This is a genomic window from Streptomyces sp. NPDC031274 (genome assembly GCF_055570235.1).
Genome location: NZ_JBVIHP010000001.1, coordinates 1 through 19,399, shown reverse-complemented (window position 1 = coordinate 19,399; position 19,399 = coordinate 1). Strand labels below are relative to the sequence as shown.

Genomic DNA, 19,399 nt, shown 5'->3' with positions numbered 1-19,399 from the left:
CGCCCGCACCCGAAGCCGCGGCCTTCCCCCCTCCTCCTCTCCTCTTTCGGCCCCTGCCCGGCCCGCGTACGCAAGGAGCCCCGCCACACCTATGTCCGTCCCTCTCACAGACCGCGTCATACACCTCGCCTACGACCCAGGCATCTCCCCCAAGGGCGGCGGGTTGCCCGGCCTAGCAGTGCTGAAGAACGTGGTCAACAGCATCAACATGTTCGGGATCATCGCCGTCGTCGGCGCCCTCGCCGTCTCCCTGGGCGTATGGGCCTGGGGTCATCACACCGGTGGCCACCAGGCAGAGGCCAATGGAAAGAAGGGCGCAGTCGTCTCTGCGGGCGCTGCCCTGGGTCTGGGCGCCGCGAACGGCATCGTCGCGTTCTTCTCGGCCCTCGGGTCGCAGGTCCACTGATGCAAAAGCGATTCCCCTCCCTCTCGCCCTCGTCGTACGGCGCGGGCTGGTCTGCCAACCGACGGATCGCGATCCTCGCCTCCGTCGTCGCCGGCCTGCTCGCCCTTGCCGCCATCGTCGCCCTGCTGACCGGCGGCGGCAACGGCCACCACGCTCCGGACCCCGCCGCGCCGGCCCCAGCTGGCAGCCCCTCCCCCTCCGAGGCCGCCCCGAAGCCTTCCTCCGGATCCGGCTCGGTGCCCAAGCCTCCGCAGATCTCCGAGCCGGTGGCGTACGCCAAGGCAGCGGCCCAGATGCTGTGGTCGTACGACACCCGCGACACCAGCCGCGACCAGCAACTCGCGGGCATGCGCGCGTGGATGAGTAAGGAGACCAAGTACGCCGACTGGGCGTCCGTCTCCGGTCAGGTGCCCGACCCGCTGCTGTGGTCGCGCATGGCCGATCAGAACCAGCACGCCACCGCGACGGTCACCGAGGGCCACTACCCCGGCGCGTTCAAGCAGGCCCTGGCTGAGGACCCCTCCGCGATCACCAAGGCGTACATCTACGTCGTCACCGTCAACGGACGGCAGCAGATCGTCTGGAAGAAGGGCGGCGGCGGAGCCGAGGAGCGCGCCGTGACCCTCGCGGTGCAGTGCCGCCCCGGCCACGACTGCCGCCTGGCCGCCATCGCCCCCAGCGTCACGCAGTGACCCACCCCCAATAGATAAGGAGGCCGACTTCCCTTGGGTTTCTGCGACATACCCCTCGCGGACAAGCTCTGCGCCGTCGGTGACGCCGTCAGCTTCGCCTCTGATCCCGGCAAGGCCATCGGTGACTGGATGGCCAAGAGCGCCGGCGAACTCGCCGCCGCCGCGGCCGACCTGGCGGCCAAGGCCGTCAACGCCACCACCAAGGTGGACCTGAACGCGACGTGGTTCCGCGACAACTACGAGATGCTGCTGCCGATCAGCTTGGTCATCCTGGTCGCAACGTTCTGCGCGCAGCTCGTCCGGGCCGCCGTCAAACGCGACGGACAGGCTCTTACCCAGGCCGTCACCGGCACCATGTCGAGCGTCCTGTTCGCCTTCTGCGCCATCTCCCTGACCACGGTCGCCATCGAAGTCGTCGACGCCCTCTCCGACGGGCTGTTCAAAGCCTCACATCTGAACATCGAGTCCGCGGTGCGCCGCATCGTCAAGGTCAACCAGATCCCCGGCCTTGCCGGACTGGGCTGGCTCGTCGCAGTGTTCGCCGGTCTCGGCGCCGCGGTAGGAGCCTTCCTGTACTGGTGCGTGATGATGGTCCGCAAGGTCGGCATCCTCGTCATGGTCACCTTGGCCATCTTCGCCGGAGCAGGCGGCGGCTGGGAGGTCGCACGCCGCTGGCGCAAGGGCTGGATCGAAGCCACTGCCACCCTGGTGGTCTCCAAGCTCCTGATGACCGTGATCTTCGTCCTTGGCATCGCCGCCATGGGCAAGACCGAGGCCAAGGACGGCATCGGCGCCCTCGCCGACGTCATGTCCGGCATCGTGATCATGGTCCTGGTGCTCCTGTGCCCCTACGCCACGTTGAAGTTCGTCCACTGGGCGGCTGAAGGAACCGACGGCGAGTCCATCCACCGTGCCGGCGGCTCCGGAGCCCAGATGGCCAAGCAGCATGCCGAGAAGGCCACTCGCAAGGCCGCTGCCATGGCCGCCACCGCCGGAAGTGGCGGCGCGGCAGCCGGAGCAGACGCCGCACCACAGGGCCCCGACGCCGGTGGCGGGGGCGGATTCCCCGGCGACATCTCCTCCAACCCGACCGGCGGAAGCGGAGAAGACAAGGAAGGTCCGCAGAGCGGCGGAACCGGCGTCTCGCCCGGCGGCGATGCCGTCAAGTCCGGCCTGGAGAAGGCTGTCCAGCCCGCCCCGACGAGCGTGTCCGACGACACCAGCAGTCAGACGGGCGGCAGCCCGGGGCCCGACGGATCCGGCGCGAATGCAGCGTCCGGCCAGGGCGGCGGATGGCAGTCAGCTCCGCCGACCACCACCCCGCCACCGCAGGGCGCACCCCCGTCCTCCGGCTCACAGAACGCCACGACCGGCGGGTCGGCGTCACCGCCGCCGCCACCGACCGGCCTCTGATCCCCTGCCCGACTCCTGGGGGCGGGACGTGCACGCCACTTCCCGCCCCCGGGTTCCACTCGCTTCTCCAGGACCCGCCCCTTGACTGATCTCTCCGTCGCCCCGGTCACGGTGAAGTTCCCGCACCGGTCCCGCCGCGGCATCCTCCTCGGCCTCTCTCTGCCCCAACTCGTCCTCGTCTCCTGCACGCTGGCGCTGTTGCTGATGACGGTGGTCTCCACCGGACTGATCGGCGCCGTCGTCCTGGCCCCGCTGTGGGCCACGTCCGGTGCCCTCGTCGCGATCCGCCGGCACGGCCGCTCCCTGATCGACTGGGCGCCGATCGTCGCCCGCTACGCCCACCGCCGCCGCAGTGGCCAGACCCTCTGGCTCGCCCGGCCCGTCACCCGGCCCCGGCAGGACGGCGTCCTGCACCTGCCGGGCACCGCCGCCTCCCTGAAGGTGGTCACCCCCGGCGACTCCGTCAACGGCGCAGCGGCCGTGCACGACCCGCACCAGCAGACCCTGACCGCCATCGCCCGCGTCAGCTCGCGCGCCTTCGTCCTCCTCGACCCGGCCACCCAGAACCACCACGTGAGCAGCTGGGGACGTGCGCTGGCGGGCATCGCCCGCACCGGACACGTCGCCACCGTCCAGGTGCTGGAGCGCACCGTTCCCGACAGCGGCGACACTCTTAGCCGCCACTGGAACCAGAACGGCCAGCCCCAGGCCCCCGTCGCCGGGCAGATCTACTCCGAGCTGGTCGCCTCGGCCGGCCCCGCCGCCGCCCCGCACGAGACCTACCTCGCCATCTCCCTCGACCTCAAGGCCGCCCGGCGCCTGATCTCGCAGGCCGGCGGAGGGTTGCCCGGGGCGTTCACCGTCATGGAGCAGACCACCGCGTCCATCGCTCAGGCCGCCCGTAACGCCGGTCTCCAGGTAACCGGCTGGCTGAGCGCACGGGAGATCGCCGCCGTCATCCGAACCGCCTACGACCCGGGGACGCTTGGCGCGCTCCAGCAGTGGTCCGAGACCGGCCGTGCCGAGGCCGATCCTGCAGCCGCCGGGCCCGTCGTCCAGTTCGAGGAGTACGACCGCCTCACCACCGACAGTGCACGGCACGCAACGTACTGGGTGGAGAACTGGCCGCGCACCGAGATGGGGGCCGGGTTCCTGCACGGGATCATGTTCACCGCAGGTGTGCGCCGCAGCCTCTCCCTCATCTACGTGCCGCAGGGGCTCGAGTCCGCATTGCGGGACGTCCAGCGGAAAAAGGCGGCGATCATCGCCGACGCCAACGAGCGCGCCCGCCGCGGACAAGTCGACTCCGAAGAGGACTCCGTCGAGTACGCCGACGTCAAAACCCGCGAACGTCAGCTCATCGCCGGGCACGCCGACGTGGCGTTGACCGGCCTGGTCACCGTCACCGCCGAGACCGACGCCCTCCTGGACGCCGCCTGCGCACAGATCGAGACCCACGCCGTCATCTCCGGCGTCGACCTGAGAAGGCTGAACTACCAGCAGCCGGACGCTTTCGCGCTCACCGCGCTCCCGCTCGCCCGCACCGCCCTATGAACCGGGCCCGTCCCCGCCAGTGCTCCCCCTGGCCCGTTGTTCTTCGATCATCCGCGACAGACCACCTGCCGCCACCCCTGCCTGTCGGCAGGAAGGACCACCACCTTTGACCTCTCGCACGCGTCCGGATGACGCGCACCCCTACCTTCGCGCCGCGAGCGCCGGAGTCCGCCATCACACCCGGGCGCTGGCACCGTCGGACGCGAACCCACCCCGGCAGACGGACCGCCAGCACCTCGACGTGCTGCACGCCCACCTCGCCGCCCTGCTCCAACTCCTGGACAGACTCGCCGAAAACGCCCGGCCTCCACATCCCGCCGCCGGCCGCCACCTCGCCACCGCGCACACCCGCCTCTGGCAGGCCACCAGCGAGGTCCACTCCGCCTTCCACCTGCTGCCCAGCACCACCGCAGCAGAAGCCGAACCGAGCGCATGCCATCCAGAGCGGCTGCCCGAGGGGCCGCCCGTGCTGACGATCTGCCAGCGCCACCTCGCCGCCGGACACGTCATCCGCCGCAAGACCACCCCCACCGACCTCCGCCCGCACACAACGGCCTGCGTGCGATGAGCACCACCCGCAGAAACGAGGGCCCCCGATGAGCCACCGGCCCGCCCGCCGCGCCCGCCGCGCGTCCGCCAGCCCGCTCTTCACCCCCCATGGCACCGACCGCGCCAGCCGCAAGGCAGCGCGTCGCCAGCTCGCCGAGGCCACCGCCAAGGTCCGCGCGGAAGCCAGCGCCCACCAGGCCGAGAGCGCATCCACCGAGCACGAGACGCCCGCAGCGCTCTACCCACCCAGCGGACGCCCCGGGCCCGCCTCCGCGCGGAAGAACCGGCTGAAGCTGCCCGCCCACCGTATGACCACAGCCGTCGCGGCGGGGGCGTATCCGTTCCTGGCCGAAGGCGGACTCGGCGCCGAGGGCATGTACATCGGGCGCGATGTCCACGCGGAGGCGTCGTTCGTCTTCGATCCGTTCGCGCTGTACGGCAAGGTCGAGGGCTTCACCAACCCGAACATTCTGCTCGCCGGAGTGATCGGACAGGGCAAGAGCGCGCTGGCCAAGAGCTTCGCGCTGCGTTCGGTGGCCTTTGGCTACCGCGTCTACGTGCCCTGCGACCCCAAGGGCGAGTGGACGCCGGTGGCGGAAGCCCTGGGCGGCCGGTCCGTGGCTCTCGGGCCCGGTCTGCCCGGCCGCCTGAACCCCCTGGACGCGGCCCCGCGCCCGGAGAGCGTGTCCGAGGCCGACTGGGTCGGCGAGATCCGCAAGCGGCGCCTGCTCCTGCTCGGGTCCCTGGCCCGGACAGTCCTGGGCCGCGACCTGATGCCCATGGAACACACCGCCCTGGACGTCGCCCTGGACGCCGTCGTCACCCACGCCGCCGACACACACCGCACCCCGCTCCTGGGCGACGTCGCCGCCACGCTCAACAACCCCAGTGCGCTCGAACAGGCCGCTGGGATGATGTCAGGCCAACTCGGCGACGCCGCCCGCGACCTGGCCCACGCCATGCGCAGATTGGTCCACGGCGACCTGGCCGGCATGTTCGACGCCCCCTCCACCGTCGCCTTCGACCCGAACGCGCCCATGCTCACCATCGACCTGTCCCGGCTCGGCGGATCCGGCGACGACACCGCCCTCGTCCTGGCCATGACCTGCGCCTCCGCCTGGATGGAATCCGCCCTCTCCGATCCGTCCGGAGGACGGCGCTGGATCGTGTACGACGAGGCATGGCGGCTGATGCGGCACGTCGGCCTGCTGCAACGCATGCAGGCCCAGTGGAAGCTCTCCCGCGGCCTCGGCATCGCGAACCTCATGGTGATCCACCGGCTGTCCGACTTGCTCACCGCAGGCGACGCCGGATCACAGGGCCGCGCTCTGGCCGAAGGGCTCCTGGCCGACTGCAGCACCCGAATCGTTTACCGCCAGGAGACCGACCAGCTCCACGCCGCCGCTTCCCTGCTCGGCCTGACCTCCGTCGAGATGGACGCCATCGCCCACCTCAACCGCGGCCGTGGCCTGTGGAAAGTCGCCGGACGATCTTTCATCGTGCAGCACCTCCTGCACAGCTACGAGCTGGCGCTCTTCGACACCGACGCCCGCATGCACTGAAACACAGGAGGCCCGTGAAACCCGATATCCAGCGCGAGTTGATACCGCGCGACGACGCTGTCCAACTTAGCGGCGCGCTCAGCGCGATGAAGGACAAACTGCTCGATGCCGCCCAGCAGTGGGAGCTGCTGGAGGAGAGCGGCCATGTCCCGGCCGCGCCTTCCTACACCGCGCTGCTCCAGCACGCCGCCGATGCACAGGACCTCTCCCGCGACGTCCTGCGGTTGACTGCTGACTTCGCCCAGCGCCCGCACAGTGCAACCCGCGCCGGCCGTGCCGTCCTGGCCCATCTCGCCACGGCGGCCTCCATGTCGAGCCACGCAGCGCCGCACTTCACCGAGGCTGCGGAGAGCGCCCTGTCCCTGCCACGGTGCTCCAATCCGACCGACCGGCGCTACCTCACGAACCGCATGGTCATCGACCATGCCTCGGCGCGAGCGTTCCTGCGGCGCACGTCGGAATCTCTGCGCGGCGCGGCCACGGAACTCGACGAGCACCTCGACTTCCACCGTTTCCTCTCGGCGCTCACTCCCCGGCAGACTCCGGTGCTCCCACCGCCCAGGTCGAGCGGTCGCCACCGCTAGCCCGCCTTGCCGCACTGACCTCACCACCTCAAGGAGTCCCCTGAACCGCCCCGCTCATTTCAGCGACGCCGGCTGGGCCGAGTACCAGCAGTGCCAGGCCGAGCACGACGACCTCATGGCGCAGGCCGCCGACCGCGAAGCCCAAAGGGAACACGACCTGATCGCCACCTGCGACGAGTACGACTTGGACTTCACTCCGGTTGCGGTGCCCAGCCCCGCCCATCGGACACCGTCGCCACGCCGCGCGCCCATATCCCGCAGGAGAAGCCGTGGGCGCTGACGACGAATCTACTCGTGCCGACGGCCACGCGGCGCCGCTCGCGCCGCTTCCCGACCATCGCCATGTGGCCACCGCGTGGTGGCAGGAGCTGTGGCGCCGCCACGCGCACATCACCACGCCACTGCGGCAGCGTGGGCTGGAGTGCGACATCGAGTTCGGCCTCAGCGCGTACATCGTGCGCGTATCGCTCCCCGATGACAGCTACTTGATCATCAGTCCGCCGCAGGAGCCCGCCTCCGACCACCCACCGGGGTCTCCGGAGGGCTGGATCGCGACGCGTGAGCACCCGGACGACCAGGCGCTGTTCGAGGTCATCTATGACTCGGTTCCCTCCGCCGACCCTGGTGCCTCCCAGCGGCCCGAGGCTCACCACGGCGGCAGCGTCCAGCCCCTGGTCGAGGCGATCGACCGGCGCCTCGACCAGCTCGGACTGCTACCAAATGCCGTCCCAGCGACCGGAAGCGCCCCCGCAACGGGCCGGCCTACCGTCTACGTCTACGGCGACGCGATGCTCGCTCTGACCGACAGGCTCAACGGAGCCGAGTTCCATGCGGATGCCGCTGCCCTGCTGCACCAGGTCCTGGATCCGGTCAACGGCCTGCTGGAGCGGCTCGGCGAGTTCTTCGAAGCAGCCGGCGAGAAGGCCAAGGAAGCCGAGGAGGACGACGGCTTCGACCTGTCCTACGACCTCGCCGACGCCGCAGCCGAGATCCGCAACCTCGGAGAGATGCTGCACGTGGCCGAGGACCGGATGCGGGTACTCACTCCCCTTATGCCGGCCCTGCCGCTCGCGTCCGCCCTTGACCGTCCGCCGTCCCTGCCCCCGCGAGCCCTCCCGGCGGCGCAGCCGCGGCACACGCGCTGACGCCGGACCACCGCCTCCCTCCAGGAACACATGACCTCACCCCGCACCGACCTGTCCACCTTCGCCGCTGCCCTTGCCGCCCGCCTGCCCGGTACCTGGACCAGCGAGTACCAGCGCCACGCGCGGTACGCGGACCAGTTCCCCTCACCGATCAGCTCTGGGACAACAGCCACGTCAACTACATCGTCAGCCAGTACGTCCTCACCCACGACGCTGTCCTCCACGGACCGGTCGACCAGCGGCTATATGTGGCCGACCGGCCCCGCTACCCGCACCAGTTCGTCGTCGCCCCGCTCGCCCCCGACGGCACGCACATCAAGCCCCACCACCTCGACGCCGTCGAGGAGCCAAATGGCATCGCCGTTCCCAAAGACCCCGCGCGGGCGGCGGCACACGTCACGCGGCGGGTGCTTCCCCGCTACGAACAGGCCCTGCAAGAAGTACTAGACAAAGCGGCGGCCCAGCCCGACCCTCCGCACCGGCCCGGCCCGCCACAGGTCGACCAGGTCCTCACCCTGACCCTGTACGGCGACGGAGCCCTCGGCGCGCCGTACAAGAGCGTGCCGGTCGGTGCCCGCATGACGCTGTACGCCCACGGATTCCAGTACCTCCCGCACCAAGGCGCTTTCCTCCTGCCCACCGCGTACGGGGACAGCGGTCGCGCCCTTCGCGTCCACGGCGTGGTCCAGCAGCTCACGGCCAAGGGCATCGGTGTGAACCTGCGCCACTCGGCGCCCACCACCAGTGCCGCCCTTCCTCCGGCCTCGCCTCAGGCCAAACCCTCGACCAGCCGCACTCGCTGATCCCCCTTTCCCCTGTTGATCCTTGGAGCCTCTATCCGTATCGCCCGCCCTGTCCTGCCGCTGTTCGTCGGCGCCGCCTGCCTCGCCCTGGCCCTCACCGGCTGCTCTGAAGACAAAAGCCCCACCCAAGCCCGCCAGACGTCCGGCGCCAGCACCGCACCGAACCCCGCACCGGCCCTGAGCGCCACACACGCCCGCGACGTCATCGCCCACTACTCGAAGACCAACAACGAAGCCAACGCCGACCGCAACCGGCGCCTGCTCGACACGGTCGAGAACGGCCCGCTGTACGCGATGTCCGTCTCGGACTACACCGAAACCGAGGGCCTGCCCAAGGCCGACCGCAAGCCGTACAAGCCGTGGTCCTACGACACATCCAGCGCCAAGCTGTACATCCCGCGCCTGGCCGCCGGAGAGAGCCGCTGGTTCGCCGCCGCCCTCTCGGAGCAGAAGGGCAAGGCCCCTTCGCGGCTGGGGGTGTTCGCCGAGCGCCCCCAGGACAAGCGATGGGAGTTGGTGTCCGTCGTCGACCTCGACAGCCCGAAACTGCCCGACATCGCCCTGGACCGCGACGGATACGCGACCGCCGTCGCCGCCGACGGCAACAAGCAGCTCGCGGCCGGCGCCGACCTCCTGCGGGCGGGCGTGCTGGACAACTTCGCCACCGGAGGCGCGAACACCGGGAAGAAGATCTTCACGCCGACCAAGGCGAGCAAGGAGCAGATCGAGGTCCACGCCAAGACCGGCACTCGCTACGGGAAGCAGGGCACCACCGTCTTCGCGGGCGCCAACAACCGCTACAAGGACGCCTACGCCCTCAAGACCACCGACGGCGGCGCGCTGATCCTCTTCTCCCACACGCACACCCAGACCGACGCTGTCGCGTACTCCGGTCTGCAGATCAACCCCGGCAAGGACGACCGCGCCTGGCTGCACGGTGTTCCGCGCACCTCCATCCAGTACACGTTCGTGTGCAACGACGCTGCCACCGTCCCCGCGAAGGCCGAGCCCTCCCGCCTGATCGGCTACACCTGCGCCCGCACCGACGCCTCCGGCCCCCCGGTCGCCTCCTGGTCGCACCGCGCCTAGACACACACGTGCGCGCCACTTGATGGCAACGAATGTCCCTGCCCCGCTTGGTCGGTACTGGAGTTCTCTCTGTCCACACGCTCCTTCATTGCCCGCCCCACCCTCGGCACGGGGTACACAGGCATCCACGTCCAGCTCGACGGCATGCCCAGCCACCACCTGCCCCTGCTTCTGGCCGCCTACCAGCACAAGTTCGGGCGCAACGTCGAGGCCATGTGCCGGCACCTCATCGACGACGTCGCCGTCGGCTGGGACGAACTCGGCACCGATCTCCTCGACGGCGCCCCGTCCGCCCTCGTGAACGCGCTGACGGATGGCGGGCACAGGCCCAGCCGCACCCTCGACCACCTGATCACCCCGGACGGCTCCCCGCCGGTCCGCATGTCGGTCACCGACACGACCGCCGACCAGCAGGACATGCAGTGGGGGTACGTCCTGCACAAGGAGGGCATCGAGGTGATCAGCCTTCTGAACGAGGACCTCGGCCCGGTCGTGGACTGGGCCACCGACCCGCGCACCGCCTTCAACGACCACCCGGCGGCCTGGTCCTGCCTCGACCCCGCGCCCATGATCCGGGCATCGCGCACGCCTCCCCGGAGTGCTCCCGCCACCGCCCCGGCGAAGGCCGGTACCTCGCGTCCCGTCACGCGCCGCTAGTTCCCCTCGTACTCCCGGAGCCTTCCCTGCCCCCGACCACCACGCCCCTGATCACCGTCGTCATCGCCAGCCGCCTGCGCGAAGACCGGCTCGACTACCTGGCCGCCATGCATGCCAGCCTCACCCGGCAGTCCGTGCCGTGGGAGTGTTCTTCGCGCTCTGCATGTCTCATGAGACAGGTGTCGATCAAGGGCCAAGTGCTGGGCCTGGGAAACACTGTCGCTCGCGAAGCCACGAACATCGCCCCTCATCAGCCGCCTTGCGGACCGCGACCGGGGGTGTTCTCGGTTGCTCGCGCGACTTGCTGAGAGTGGTCGCGCAGGTCCGGTTTGCCTCTGAGCGACGACTCAGTACGTACCCCCGGCTTCGACAGCGGACCGGACAACGGAGAGGTTGCCGATAGACCTGCGTGGGGTGCGGTCCGTAGGCGATCGGCGGCGGCGAAGATCGCCAGCCGTTGGCGGTTGGCTTCGCGCGCGAAGCCTGAGGTTCACGGTGCTCGTGTCGGCGCACATATGTCGGGCCCATCAGCGATAGGCGGCAATGGCGGTCAGGTAGATGCCAAGTGCTGTGGCTGTGGCCCCGGCACCGGTGAGAAGAGCCTGAGGGACGGCAGTACCACAGCGGCGAGCCAACAACCCTGCGAGCGTCCCGCAATGGAAGGCAGTGGACGTCGCCAGCAGGAGGGACAGAATCTGCAGTGAACTCATCACGGCTCTCCGGTATGTGAGTGGCGGCCCTGGGGCGGGCGGTGCTGGAGGAGCACGACGTTGGGTGTCAGGGGGGCCGTCCAGGAAGCGTCTGGGTGCCCATTGGACACAACGAGTCGAAATGGGCAGGCAAGAGCCCGGCGCGGGCGGGACGGGGTGGCATGTCAAACCGGCTGTCCAGGAGACAGGCTGGACACCCTTGGGCAATCCGTGAAAGTTGGTGGGGGTGACAAAGTCTTCGGAGCAGACGCGGTATGGCGAGCTGATGTCCGAGTTGGCCTTATTGCTCAGCGGTAGCCTTGGGGAACAGGTGTCCAACCGTGCGCTGGCGAACGCGGTCGGAGTCAGCCGGACCACGGTGGGAGACTGGCTGCGGGCAGAGCGCTTCCCCCAGCAGATGAGCCAGTTGTTGACGTTGGTTCGCACCGTGCGAAAGCACGCTGAGCATGCTGGCTTGATCGCGGATCCGGTCGTAACTCGGATGCTGGAGACGCAGCGTTGGGAACACGCCTACAGAACGGAGGCCACCCGCCGAGCACAAGGCACTCAGGCGGCATCTGCTGCTGGGCAGGGCAGGGCGGCGCTCACGGAACTACGCCCAGGGCATCCGTTGCAGGAGATCATCGATCCTTTTCATCTGGAAGTTCACCACGCGATCGACCACCCGGCCGCTGGGTTGCCGACGTTGCCGGCGTACATTCCGCGGAAGCACGACCGGGCGCTGGCCGAGGTGGTTGAGCAAGCTGCCGCGGGAGCCAGCCGCGTTGCGGTGTTGGTGGGAGGATCCTCGACGGGCAAGACCCGCGCCTGCTGGGAAGCCCTGTCCGTCCTGCGTCAGCGGAGCGAGCCCTGGCGATTGTGGCACCCGATCGCCCCCACCCGGCCCGACGCGGCCCTGACAGACATAGCCCACGTGGCCCCCCACACGGTGATCTGGCTCAATGAGGCCCAGGAATACCTCCTTACACCGGATCAGCGCGGTGAACAGTTCGCTGCGGCATTGCGCAGCCTGCTGCGCGACCGGAAACAGGGCCCGGTACTGGTGTTGGCCACTCTGTGGCCGAAGTACTGGAACACGCTCAGTACTCGTACAGAACCCGACCGGCACGCCCATGCCCGAGCCTTGCTGGACGGGCATAAGATCAAAGTTCCAGACGTGTTCACTGCCGCAGAGCTGAGCGCGCTGGACAAGAGTAGTGATCTCGATCCCCGCCTCCGTAAAGCCGCAGTGCTTGCGCACGATGGGCAGGTCACTCAATATTTGGCTGGAGTGCCGATCCTGATGGATCGCTACGAAGAGGCGATCCCTGCCACCAAAGCCCTGATTCATGCCGCAATGGAGGCCCGCCGCTACAACATGGGGCCTCAACTGCCTCTGGCGTTCCTGGCGGATGCAGTGTTCGGCTACCTCAGTGATCAGCAACTGGAGCAAACCGACAGCGACTGGCTTCAGCAGGCGCTCGACTACGCTGCCACCCCGTGCAAAGGCATCCCCGGTATCTTCACACTCGTCAACCCCCTCGTCTTCGGTCACCAGCGCGTAAGCGGGCGCCAGGGCAGAGTGCCGTCATCTGAATTGACGCTCCAGGTAGGCCAGGGCATTTGGTATCGACTGGCCGACTACTTGGAGCAGCATGCCCGCCACCTCCTCACGGACGAAGTTCCGCCCGTCTCCTTCTGGACCGCAGCCGTTGCCCACGCGGATCCGGCTGACCTTGTCCACCTCGGGAACGCCGCCTGGCAACGCGGTCTCTATCGCGACGCCGCTCAACTCCATAAGCGCGCCGTCTCCCACGCCCAGCCCGGCGCCGTAAGGGCCCTCGTCGAGAATCTGCTGTCCGTGCACCCGACCGACCATCGACCCGTCTACTGGGCTGCAGCCCACGCTGATCTCCGTGACCCGGCCGACATCGTCGTCTTGCTGGAACAGCTGAAGACGATCGGCGCAAGCGAGCAGATCACCGCACTACTTGACAGAGACCCCGCATCTCATGTTGTCCTCGACAACCCCTACACCGTAGTCCGCCTGTTGCGTTGCCTGAGGCGTCTCAATGCTAACGAGCAAAGTGCCGTCCTGGCGCAACGTGCGGCCAGGTGCGTCCCCGTTGAGAGTCAATTCCAGGCAAACGGAGTGATCGAGTTGCTGGACACCCTGCAACGGATCGGTGCCGGTAAAGAACACAGCATCTTGGCTGAACGTGCTGCCGACTACCTCGCCTTTTCGGAGCGGGAGAATGCGACCCAGGTCGTGGAAGAGCGGCCCCCCGCTCCGACGGACCTGGCAGAACAGCACCCCTCACCGGGCGAACCAATCTGCATCGATCTCGACGACGCGCACACCGTGATCAAGCTGCTGGACAGTTTACAAGAATCCGATATGAACGAGCCGGCCGCCTGTACAACAGTCGAAGATCTCTATGTCCTGGTCGTGCGGGCGGAGAGTCTGTGGAAAATTGGGCAACAAGAACGGGCCCGTGCTCTAGCCGATCAAGTTCTTTCCCAAGTCTCGGTTGATGAAGTGCGACTTGTAGGCCATGTCCTGCTGTGCCTATCGGCACTAGGTATGCGCGAACAGGCTCGCCGTCTGGCGCAAGGAGCCGCCGCAACCCTTTCCCTCGAAGATGAATATGCCGTTGGCTGGTTGCTCAGGATCCTGCCGGACCTTGGCATGCATGAAGAGGCTCTCGTTCTGGCTCGCCGGGCTTCCGCTGACTTCTCCGTTTGGTCAGACCACACAGTGTTGATGTTGCTCGACTATCTCCGAGAGATCGGCGCCGACAGGCACCTCGCAATGCTGTTGAGCCGCGATCCTGCCTCTCACGTCTACTTGAAGGGCAAGGATCAAATATCCGCTCTGCTGAGCGCACTGCATAGGGCGGGTGCCACTGATCAGGTACGCACTCTGCTTGAACGGCTGCCGACAGAGGGGCATTTTAGCGAGTTCATGCAATTCAGTGATCATCGTTGGCAATTCAGGTTCGGACGAGAGCCCAACAAGAGTGCTGCTGCTGCCTGGACGTGGGATAGCTTGACGTGAGCCACGAACAGCTTGCGTGACGGGCCCACGTCAGAGAGAACCCATCCGCCATCGCAGCACTCCGGAGCCAGGGACAGTTGCGTGATCACGTTTCGTCCGGAGTGTCGTGCTGGCCAGTCTTTGGAGGGGGCATCCCGGTTCGGGCGGGGGCGGACGCAGTGCAGGCACGGTCTCAGTGATCATGTGAGTGTCGAAGTCCCATGAACACCTGGCGAGTCCGTGCCTGCTCCTGCATCTTCTCCCATACCCACCGCGCTGGCCCAACTGGGCCGGACTGCCGCGCCGGGCCCGCTGGCGGACGCGGTCGCACTGTCTGGCTTCCTGGATCTGGTGCCCGACCCGCGAGGCGTCCGTGGCCGCCGCTACCGGCTGTCCGCCCTGGTCGCCGCGGCCGCGGCGAGCGTCCTGGCCGGTGCCCGCTCGCTCACCGCGATCACGGAATGGATCAGCGACGTCCCCGCGTGGGCCTGCCGGCTTCTCGGCTTCCCCACCGACCCGCTCTCCGGCACCGTGTCCGTCCCGCACCCCCACACCCTGCGCCGTCTGCTCGTCCAGCTCGACGGCGACGCCCTGGACCGGGCGATCGGCGACTTCCTCACCGCCCGCGCCATCCCGGCCGGCCCCGGACTGCGGGCGATCGCTGTTGACGGCAAGGCCCTGCGCGGCTCGCGCACCCACGTCACCGGGCACGTCACCCTGCTCGCCGCGATGGACCACACCGGTCACGTCCTGGCCCAGCGCCAGGTCGCCGACAGGTCAAGGCCAATCATCCCGGTCTATTCCACCGCGTCCGCCGCCTGCCCTGGCGCGAGATCACGCTCGACCACTACGACCGCACCCGGGCCCACCACCGCCTGGAGATCCGGCGGCTGAAGACCGCCGGCTTCGCCCACCTCGACTACCCCGACGCGCGCCAGGCCCTGCAAGTCGTGCGCTGGAGGGCGGACTTCACCACCGGCACGCTCACCATCGAGCGCGTCTACCTGATCACCAGCCTGCCGCCCGGCGCGGCTACCGGGGCCCAGCTCGCCGACTGGATCAGAGGGCATTGGAAGATCGAAAATCTTCTGCACCACGTCCGCGACCGCACGTTCCGGGAGGACGACACCAAGATCCATGCCCGCCATCTCCCGCGCATCATGGCCGGCCTGCGCACACAACGTGCCCTGACCAGGGCGCCCCCCTACTTCCCAACCCTTTTGAGGAGACCAATTTATGGCCGTCCGAACCAAGTGGACCGTGGAGCACGCCTGCTCCCACCGCGTGGATCATGACCTGTCCAATCGTCCCGCCGACAAGCGGGCTGGGTTTGCGCGCTGGCTCGCGGCGAAGGACTGCACCGACTGCTGGAAGGCGGCACGCGACGCCGACAGCGAGTCCAAGGAGGAGTGGCTTGCGGCGAAGCGCGCCGAGGAACAGGAAGCTGCCGTCGCGTGGGCAGAGCAATTCAACATGCCGCAGTTGGAAGGACCGGAGAAGGCTCTGGCCTGGGGTGAGCGATCCCGCCACCAGCTGATGACGGCCGCGCACACCGCGCTGGTCATTGAAGGGTCCTGGGACGAGGCGGACTGGGCGGAGCTGGAAGAGAAGGCCCGCGCCATCACTCGCGCCGGATGGTGGATCGACCAGCGCGAAGCCGAAGGCACCGACGTGCTCGAACTCCTCGACGCTGCCACCGAGTCGGACCGCGGAACGGAGAACCCGTTCCGCTGAGCGCGGGGCAACATAGCCGGGAAACGCCGGTTAGCCAAACCGGCGTTCCTCCGGACCATTGTTCCTCCCACCCCGCCAGCGATTGCGTGGAAGGAACCCATGTCCCATCCCCCGCCCACCTCGGCCTTCGCACCGACACCCGACCCGCTCACGCCCGACCGGGACATCACCCACGCCCACTTCCAGGCCGGTGACACCGTCGTCGTCCTCAAGGGGGTGGCCGGCGGTGAACTGTGGGGCGACGCGATGCGTCTTGTGGCCCCGTCCTGGCACACCCCGACCGACGAGGACGGGTGGCGTCTGCGGGATGCGACCGGCGGCGCCCAGTCCTACGTCACCGCCCATCCCCGCTACCTCGTGCACCTCTCGCGGCGCTGCCCGGATTGCCTGATCTATCTGCGGGCCATGGAGGACGCGCTGCTGCCCCGGTACGCCGACCGCAACGAGCTGATCGACTGCGGCTGGTACACCACCACCGCCCTGGGCCAGCTCGTGCACATCGCCGACATCCGGGGCGGCCGGTGATCCCCCGACTCCACGAGCGCACCCACACACCGCACGGCCCGCTCGCCGAGGCGCTGGGGCGGCCGGTCTCGCCGAACGAGGGCCTGACGGAGTACACGGTCGTCGCCCACTGGCCCGGCCTGGACTACTTCACCCTGGACGACGAGCAGAAGATCTGGACGTCCGCCGAGTGGGCCGAGCACCTCGAAGACCCCTACTTGGAGCGTCCGTTCGCTGTTAGCCCGGACGACGACCGGCGCGCGATCCTCCACCTCTCCGTCCGGCTCCACCCGGACGACCGGCAGCTGACCGGACCAGAGTGGGCCGAAACCGCCCACCGGCTCGCGCGGGCCGCCAGTATCGAGATCCCCGGCAAAGAGCACGGCTGCCGGTGGATCGCCGTACAGGCCCAGCCCCAGCGCCTCGACCTGATCGCCAACCTGATCCACCTCGACGGCGCCTGGCACACCCTGCCCACAGACATCCTGCGGCGCCTCTCCGAGGAGGCCCGCCTCATCGAGCAGGACCTCCACCTGTTCCGTGTTCGCACGGGGCCCACGGCGCGGCCCGCCATCCGTACGGCGCCTACGGCATCAGCGCAGCTTGCGAGCATCCTCACGCAGCTGGCCGACGAACAGGCCGGCCCGCTGGCCGCGGTCCGCGGGCTCGTCGAGCACACCGCGTACCGGATCGCCCGCCAACCCGGCGCCGCCAGCTCCGACACGGCACACCAGCTGGAACTGATCGCCCGCCGCCTCCACGCCATCCAGCAGGACCTGGACACCACCGCAACCCACATGGTCCAACCCCGAGGCGCCCCCGTGCCGCCCGCAGCCCGGCACACCGCCCACCGATCGCCGTAGGAGAAACGTCTCGTTGCCCCGTACCGACCGCTTCCTGGACATACGACGTGACCGGCACTCCGACGAACTCCTCGCCCGCGGCGGCGACTCCGAGGCGCACAGCATCCTGCAGCGCACGGGATTCATCGCCGTTGTCCGAGTCCACGAGAGCTACCACCGAACCCCCACCGGCCTCACCGGGGACGACGAGTCCCGTCTCGCCACCGAAGCCGTAGCTCGCCTCCGGGCCACCGGGTATCACGTTGACTGCGACGAGGACTTCGACACCGAATCCCGTCCAACCAGTTACCTGCCACTGGGCGCCTCTGTCGCTCATGTCGCCGAGCGCATTCGCCAGGCCACCACCACGGACGAGGCAGCCGACGCCCTGATCGAGCTGACCGCCGCCCACGACGGCATCCTCGCCGCGCTGGAGGAAGTCCTCGCCGCCACCGCCGACTTCCACGACGGGCTCGGCCAGGCGGCCGTCCCTCACATCGCCATACGGCTGCGCCATCTTGCCGACGAGCCCCTACGCGTCATCCGCACCGATCTCGGCGACACACGCAACGCGCTCGCCGACCGGCACGCCCCGCACCCCGGTCGCAGCACTTGCACCGAGGAGGTCCCCACCACCGAACGCGAGCGCTCCGCCGTGTGCGCCTGCCCCACATCGCCACGCACACTCCCGGCGCCGCCACCCCCGGTGGCCGCCGGGCCGCGCCGCTGACCCCACTCGCCCAAGGACACCATGCACGACCACGACACCTCCGAACGCCTCGCCTCGTACGCCGACGTCCTCGCCGGCGAACTCCCCGGCAACTGGACCAGCTCCCACCTCCCGCCGGACGCCAAGGACGATCTCGCCGAACTCGCCGACCGCATCTGGGACCTGGACCTGGTCGCCGCCTCCCTCGCCGAGCGCCCTCTCCAGCAGGCCGCCGTCCTGAGCCGCCCGGACGGCGCCCAGTTCGTCCTTCTAGAACGGCATGACGAACGTGACGGCTTCCTCATCGCCGCCATCGCCCCCCAGACCCTGCCCGACGAGGCGTACCGCGCCGTCCCCGAGCCCAACGGCATCGCCCTGGCTGACGACCCGTTCCTGAGCGCCGAACAGGTCGCCCGCGATCTCCTCGACCGCTATGACCGCGCGCTCGCCGAGGTCCGGCACAACGCCCTGGGCGGAATCCAGCCCTCCCAGCCGGACCGGGTCGTGCTGACCTGGCAACCGGACGGCAGCGTCGCCACCGCCCCCGCGGACAACCGCGCCAGCGCCGTCCTCGTGGCCAACGGCTTCGTCCAGGACCCGCAGAGCGGCATCTACCGCCTGGGCGGCGACGACACCCAGGCCCAGGCCCGCGCCCTGCGCGAGATCGGCCCGCAGCTCGGCCAACTCGGCATCAGCACCGCCCTGCAGCATCCCGCAGGCCGGACTGCGCCCACCTCCGCCCTAGCAGCCATGCCGCCGACACCGGCCGGCACGCGCACACCGGCCACCCGATTCCGGTGAAGCAATCGGAGCCCCATTACCGGGTGCCGGAGTACCCCACACCATCACCTAGGTTTCAACGCCGTTGACCCCGAAGAGAGGCACATGGCCAATTTGGCCGACGAGTACGGCACGGACGTCGAGATTTACGTCAAGGCCCTGACGACGACCATTCACGCCGACACCCCTACCGACACCCCTACCGGCGCCCCTGCCCAACTCCACGACCTGCTGGAGCAGCTCGGTCTGGAACGCCACGAACTTCGCACGGGCGGGCCGTTCTACATCTGGCACACCGTGCCCGAACACCTCGGTGCCGACGAGCAGAAGCACTTGGCGACCCGCGCCATCCCCGCCCTTCTCCTGGCCGGTTACGAGGTGAACTTCACGCCCGACGTCTTCGAAGAGGCAGCCTACCGGCAGGCCGTGCACGACATCCGCACCCGAGCAGCCCGTCCTGCTGCGCAGCAACCGGTGTCGGCCAGCTCCCCCTCGCGCCACGCTCCGGCCCGGCGCACCCCGTAAGTCCGCCCCGGCGGGGTACGGAACCCACCGGGGCGGCACCCCCCCACCCCCCCCCCCGACAAAAAAGACCTCACCCCAAAAACGGCCCACACCTGTCCCGAGACCACCCCCCCCCCCCTCCCCGA

19 protein-coding genes are annotated in these 19,399 nt (G+C 68.9%); all 19 read left to right on the top strand.

Annotation, left to right across the window (positions count from 1 at the left end):
* Positions 1-91: 91 nt before the first annotated feature.
* Positions 92-406 carry a DUF6112 family protein gene (locus ACZ5CR_RS00095; RefSeq protein WP_468852014.1) on the top strand — a complete coding sequence of 105 codons (315 nt, stop codon included), beginning with the start codon at positions 92-94 and terminating at the stop codon, positions 404-406.
* Complete coding sequence (locus tag ACZ5CR_RS00090) at positions 406-1,098, top strand: hypothetical protein (protein WP_468852013.1); 693 nt, start codon at positions 406-408, stop codon at positions 1,096-1,098. Before ACZ5CR_RS00095 ends, ACZ5CR_RS00090 begins: the two co-directional genes overlap by 1 nt.
* A gap of 33 nt (positions 1,099-1,131) precedes the next feature.
* A complete protein-coding gene (locus ACZ5CR_RS00085) occupies positions 1,132-2,511 on the top strand; it encodes an SCO6881 family protein (RefSeq protein WP_468852011.1) in 1,380 nt (459 codons plus the stop codon).
* An 81-nt stretch (positions 2,512-2,592) separates the two neighbouring features.
* Positions 2,593-4,065 carry an SCO6880 family protein gene (locus tag ACZ5CR_RS00080; protein WP_468852010.1) on the top strand — a complete coding sequence of 491 codons (1,473 nt, stop codon included), beginning with the start codon at positions 2,593-2,595 and terminating at the stop codon, positions 4,063-4,065.
* Positions 4,066-4,171: 106 nt separating this feature from the next.
* Positions 4,172-4,633 carry a DUF6238 family protein gene (locus ACZ5CR_RS00075; RefSeq protein ID WP_468852008.1) on the top strand — a complete coding sequence of 154 codons (462 nt, stop codon included), beginning with the start codon at positions 4,172-4,174 and terminating at the stop codon, positions 4,631-4,633.
* Positions 4,634-4,661: 28 nt separating this feature from the next.
* Positions 4,662-6,176: a VirB4 family type IV secretion system protein gene (locus ACZ5CR_RS00070; RefSeq protein WP_468852007.1), complete on the top strand. Its 1,515-nt coding sequence runs from the start codon at positions 4,662-4,664 to the stop codon at positions 6,174-6,176.
* A gap of 14 nt (positions 6,177-6,190) precedes the next feature.
* The gene (locus ACZ5CR_RS00065; protein WP_468852005.1) at positions 6,191-6,760 is read left to right on the top strand and encodes a hypothetical protein; all 570 of its coding nucleotides are present in this window, start codon (positions 6,191-6,193) and stop codon (positions 6,758-6,760) included.
* A 269-nt stretch (positions 6,761-7,029) separates the two neighbouring features.
* Positions 7,030-7,905 (top strand): hypothetical protein, encoded by an 876-nt coding sequence (locus ACZ5CR_RS00060; RefSeq protein ID WP_468852002.1) that lies wholly within the window; start codon positions 7,030-7,032, stop codon positions 7,903-7,905.
* A gap of 248 nt (positions 7,906-8,153) precedes the next feature.
* Positions 8,154-8,708, top strand: a complete 555-nt coding sequence (locus ACZ5CR_RS00055) for a hypothetical protein (RefSeq protein WP_468852000.1) — start codon at positions 8,154-8,156, stop codon at positions 8,706-8,708.
* Positions 8,709-8,723: 15 nt separating this feature from the next.
* Positions 8,724-9,797 carry a DUF8094 domain-containing protein gene (locus ACZ5CR_RS00050; protein WP_468851999.1) on the top strand — a complete coding sequence of 358 codons (1,074 nt, stop codon included), beginning with the start codon at positions 8,724-8,726 and terminating at the stop codon, positions 9,795-9,797.
* Between the two features lie 144 nt (positions 9,798-9,941).
* The gene (locus ACZ5CR_RS00045; RefSeq protein WP_468851998.1) at positions 9,942-10,454 is read left to right on the top strand and encodes a hypothetical protein; all 513 of its coding nucleotides are present in this window, start codon (positions 9,942-9,944) and stop codon (positions 10,452-10,454) included.
* A gap of 975 nt (positions 10,455-11,429) precedes the next feature.
* The gene (locus ACZ5CR_RS00040) at positions 11,430-14,201 is read left to right on the top strand and encodes a hypothetical protein (protein ID WP_468851996.1); all 2,772 of its coding nucleotides are present in this window, start codon (positions 11,430-11,432) and stop codon (positions 14,199-14,201) included.
* Between the two features lie 219 nt (positions 14,202-14,420).
* Positions 14,421-15,074, top strand: coding sequence for a transposase family protein (locus tag ACZ5CR_RS00035; RefSeq protein ID WP_468851994.1), 654 nt, complete (start codon positions 14,421-14,423; stop codon positions 15,072-15,074).
* A gap of 342 nt (positions 15,075-15,416) precedes the next feature.
* The gene (locus tag ACZ5CR_RS00030; RefSeq protein ID WP_468851992.1) at positions 15,417-15,914 is read left to right on the top strand and encodes a hypothetical protein; all 498 of its coding nucleotides are present in this window, start codon (positions 15,417-15,419) and stop codon (positions 15,912-15,914) included.
* Positions 15,915-16,013: 99 nt separating this feature from the next.
* A complete protein-coding gene (locus ACZ5CR_RS00025) occupies positions 16,014-16,439 on the top strand; it encodes a hypothetical protein (RefSeq protein WP_468851990.1) in 426 nt (141 codons plus the stop codon).
* Positions 16,436-17,281: a relaxase/mobilization nuclease gene (locus ACZ5CR_RS00020; RefSeq protein ID WP_468851989.1), complete on the top strand. Its 846-nt coding sequence runs from the start codon at positions 16,436-16,438 to the stop codon at positions 17,279-17,281. Before ACZ5CR_RS00025 ends, ACZ5CR_RS00020 begins: the two co-directional genes overlap by 4 nt.
* Positions 17,282-17,294: 13 nt before the next feature.
* Positions 17,295-17,990: a hypothetical protein gene (locus ACZ5CR_RS00015; RefSeq protein ID WP_468851987.1), complete on the top strand. Its 696-nt coding sequence runs from the start codon at positions 17,295-17,297 to the stop codon at positions 17,988-17,990.
* 21 nt (positions 17,991-18,011) lie between these two features.
* Positions 18,012-18,770, top strand: a complete 759-nt coding sequence (locus ACZ5CR_RS00010) for a hypothetical protein (RefSeq protein WP_468851985.1) — start codon at positions 18,012-18,014, stop codon at positions 18,768-18,770.
* A gap of 84 nt (positions 18,771-18,854) precedes the next feature.
* Complete coding sequence (locus ACZ5CR_RS00005) at positions 18,855-19,274, top strand: hypothetical protein (protein WP_468851983.1); 420 nt, start codon at positions 18,855-18,857, stop codon at positions 19,272-19,274.
* The last annotated feature ends 125 nt before the right edge of the window (positions 19,275-19,399 follow it).

Excerpts from the sequence above, each read along its gene's own strand:
- ACZ5CR_RS00095 (WP_468852014.1), top strand. The coding sequence starts at position 92 with ATGTCCGTCCCTCTCACAGACCGCGTCATACACCTCGCCTACGACCCA.
- ACZ5CR_RS00090 (WP_468852013.1), top strand. The coding sequence starts at position 406 with ATGCAAAAGCGATTCCCCTCCCTCTCGCCCTCGTCGTACGGCGCGGGC.
- ACZ5CR_RS00070 (WP_468852007.1), top strand. The coding sequence starts at position 4,662 with ATGAGCCACCGGCCCGCCCGCCGCGCCCGCCGCGCGTCCGCCAGCCCG.
- ACZ5CR_RS00045 (WP_468851998.1), top strand. The coding sequence starts at position 9,942 with ATGCCCAGCCACCACCTGCCCCTGCTTCTGGCCGCCTACCAGCACAAG.
- ACZ5CR_RS00040 (WP_468851996.1), top strand. The coding sequence starts at position 11,430 with ATGTCCGAGTTGGCCTTATTGCTCAGCGGTAGCCTTGGGGAACAGGTG.
- ACZ5CR_RS00030 (WP_468851992.1), top strand. The coding sequence starts at position 15,417 with ATGGCCGTCCGAACCAAGTGGACCGTGGAGCACGCCTGCTCCCACCGC.
- ACZ5CR_RS00025 (WP_468851990.1), top strand. The coding sequence starts at position 16,014 with ATGTCCCATCCCCCGCCCACCTCGGCCTTCGCACCGACACCCGACCCG.
- ACZ5CR_RS00010 (WP_468851985.1), top strand. The coding sequence starts at position 18,012 with ATGCACGACCACGACACCTCCGAACGCCTCGCCTCGTACGCCGACGTC.
- ACZ5CR_RS00005 (WP_468851983.1), top strand. The coding sequence starts at position 18,855 with ATGGCCAATTTGGCCGACGAGTACGGCACGGACGTCGAGATTTACGTC.